Annotated in this window: 3 protein-coding genes and 1 pseudogene; 1 reads left to right on the forward strand and 3 read right to left on the reverse strand. The window is 64.7% G+C overall.

The annotated features are described in order from the left end of the window. Positions 1-1,229, reverse strand: a 1,229-nt coding sequence (locus Q8N40_RS10095; RefSeq protein ID WP_305711717.1) for an ABC-F family ATP-binding cassette domain-containing protein, incomplete at its 3' end; no start/stop codon positions are given. A gap of 266 nt (positions 1,230-1,495) precedes the next feature. Here Q8N40_RS10095 and Q8N40_RS10100 point away from each other — a divergent pair. Then, positions 1,496-1,753 (forward strand): hypothetical protein, encoded by a 258-nt coding sequence (locus Q8N40_RS10100; RefSeq protein WP_305711718.1) that lies wholly within the window; start codon positions 1,496-1,498, stop codon positions 1,751-1,753. Between the two features lie 17 nt (positions 1,754-1,770). Here the strand turns inward: Q8N40_RS10100 and Q8N40_RS10105 are convergent, their stop codons facing one another. Next, positions 1,771-2,121, reverse strand: coding sequence for a hypothetical protein (locus Q8N40_RS10105; protein WP_305711719.1), 351 nt, complete (start codon positions 2,119-2,121; stop codon positions 1,771-1,773). 25 nt (positions 2,122-2,146) lie between these two features. Beyond that, positions 2,147-2,521 (reverse strand): annotated as a pseudogene (locus tag Q8N40_RS10110) (hypothetical protein); the annotation flags it as partial.

Here is a 2,521-nt window from a genome sequence, read left to right on the forward strand (position 1 = left end):
AGCCACTCGAACACCGTGCGCTCGCCGTCCAGCAGGTCCATGGCGTGCTGGGCGAAGTAGCCCATCTTGACGCTGCCGCCGACCGCGACCGTGCCGTCATCGGGTTCGGTGGAACCCGCCACCAGCTTCAGCAGCGTCGACTTGCCGGCGCCGTTGATCCCCATCACGCACCAGCGTTCCCGGCGGCGCACCTGGAAATCGAGCCCCTCATAGATGTTGCGGCTGCCATAGCCTTTCTGCACCTTCTTCAGGCTGACCACGTCCTCGCCCGAGCGCGGTGCCGGCAGGAAATCGAACTCCACCGTCTGGCGGCGCCGCGGCGGCTCCACCCGCTCGATCTTCTCCAGCTTCTTGACCCGGCTCTGCACCTGCGCCGCATGCGAGGCGCGCGCCTTGAACCGCTCGATGAAATTGATTTCCTTGGCGAGCATCGCCTGCTGGCGCTCGAACTGGGCCTGCTGCTGCTTCTCGCTCAACGCGCGCTGCTGCTCGTAGAATTCATAGTCGCCCGAATAGCTCGTCAGCGAGCCGCCATCGATCTCGACGATCTTGTTGACGATGCGGTTCATGAACTCGCGGTCATGCGAGGTCATCAGCAGCAGGCCCTCGTAGCCGCGCAAGAAATTCTCCAGCCAGATCAGGCTCTCGAGGTCCAGATGGTTGCTCGGCTCGTCCAGCAGCATGGCGTCGGGACGCATCAGCAGAATACGCGCCAGCGCCACCCGCATCTTCCAGCCGCCCGACAGCGCGCCGACATCACCCTCCATCATCTCCTGGCTGAAGCTGAGGCCGGCGAGCACTTCGCGCGCGCGCCCCTCCAGCGCGTAACCGTCCAGTTCCTCGAAGCGGCCCTGCACCTCACCGTAGCGCTCGATGATCTCTTCCATCTCGTCGGCCCGGTCGGGATCGCCCATCGCGGTCTCGAGCTCCTTCAACTCGGCCGCGACGCTGCTGACGGGGCCGGCGCCGTCCATCACCTCGGCCACGGCGCTGCGGCCGGACATTTCGCCGACGTCCTGGCTGAAATAACCGATGGTGACGCCGCGATCGACCGCCACCTGGCCCTCGTCTGGCGCCTCCTGGCCAGTGATCATCCGGAACAGCGTGGTCTTGCCGGACCCGTTGGGACCGACCAGGCCGACCTTCTCGCCCTTTTGGAGCGCCGCGGAGGCCTCGATGAACAGGATCTGGTGGCCATTCTGTTTGGAGATATTGTCGAGGCGGATCATCTTTACCTGGGGAAAGGGGAATTGTTGCGCCGCTCTTAGGCCATAGGGCGCGCCCTTGGAAGGGTGTTTCGGGGCCGGCCCGCTACCCATTCACCGGCATGCAAAAAACCGCTCCCTCCTGCCGGCTCGGACCCGCCGGATCGCCGGTTTTTCGTCTGGGGATTGAACAGCCGCCCCGCATGCGCCGCCGCCGATTGAGGCACATCAAATTCAAATCATGCCAGCTATGTATGTTTGGCGTCGGGGTTGGCTTGAGGAGAACGGCCATGCGACGCGCGACACTCGCTTTGACGCTGTCAGTATTCACGCTGTTGCCATCTGCCGTTCCGGCATTGGCGGCACCCTGTCCGTTTCCGAAGGTGCAGGTCTGCGCGCCGCAGCCACAGAACCGTCCCCCGGCTACCCCCACGCAGTGCCGGTGCGAGAATCCTCCCGGCAGTCCGACGTGGGGCGGCAAGGCGGAGATTCACAAGAAGAACGTGCCGACGGTGAAGCCCAACAAGCAACCAGGGCCGAACAACTGAGCGCGCGACGCGTGAATTTAGTTCAATTTCTTACTGCCCGTCACCGGCCTCGGCGGCTCCGGCTGCGGGTTGAGCCAGGTTCCGCCCTTGTCGACCTTGGCGGGGCCCATCGGCGGGTCGGGCTGCGGATTGAGCCAGGTCTTTCCTGATCCTCCCACCTTCACCTTCTTTGCATTCTTCGGCTTGGCCACCACCACCGCTTCGGCCACCTCGACGAACTTTTGCGCTCCGAACCGGGTCGAGACGTCGGCCGATTCCGTCGCGGTACTCACGCCGGCGGCACTGATCGTGGCAGCGAGAACAAGGCCCCCCATCGCGAAGGCTGATTGCTTCGCGATGGTCGCCAGTGCGAATCTCTTTTGCTTCATGGACATTCTCCTTATCGATCTCGCGTTACCGATCCAGCTGCCGTCGGATGGGCGGTGGGATTGGACGAGGCCGAATAATGGGCTTCGGCGTAAAGCGCTTCGGTGGGCCGAACCGCTTCGGCGGCGGCGGCCGAACCACGATTCGTGGCGGCGGCGGCGGCGGGACAAACTCCCGACCGCCTCGCTTGCCGCGTGGAAGGATGACCGGCGCCGGGACAATGGTGGTGCCGGGCAGGAATGTGGCGCCTCCCGCCGGCACGCATTTGCGCTTGTCGGCATCAGGTTTCTGTCCGGACGGACAACACTGCCCGCCGGCCGTCGCCTGCGCCGCAAGGCAGCACGAGCCGTTCGGCAGTTTCACATAGCCGGTGAAGCAGGCGTCCGGCTGCTTGATCGGCGC

The sequence above is a fragment of the Bradyrhizobium sp. genome (genome assembly GCF_030693485.1).
In the GTDB taxonomy this organism is placed as follows: Bacteria; Pseudomonadota; Alphaproteobacteria; order Rhizobiales; family Xanthobacteraceae; genus Bradyrhizobium.

Bases quoted from the DNA above. Each gene is read 5' to 3' on its own strand.
- Q8N40_RS10105 (WP_305711719.1), bottom strand. From the start codon at position 2,121: ATGAAGCAAAAGAGATTCGCACTGGCGACCATCGCGAAGCAATCAGCC.
- Q8N40_RS10100 (WP_305711718.1), top strand. From the start codon at position 1,496: ATGCGACGCGCGACACTCGCTTTGACGCTGTCAGTATTCACGCTGTTG.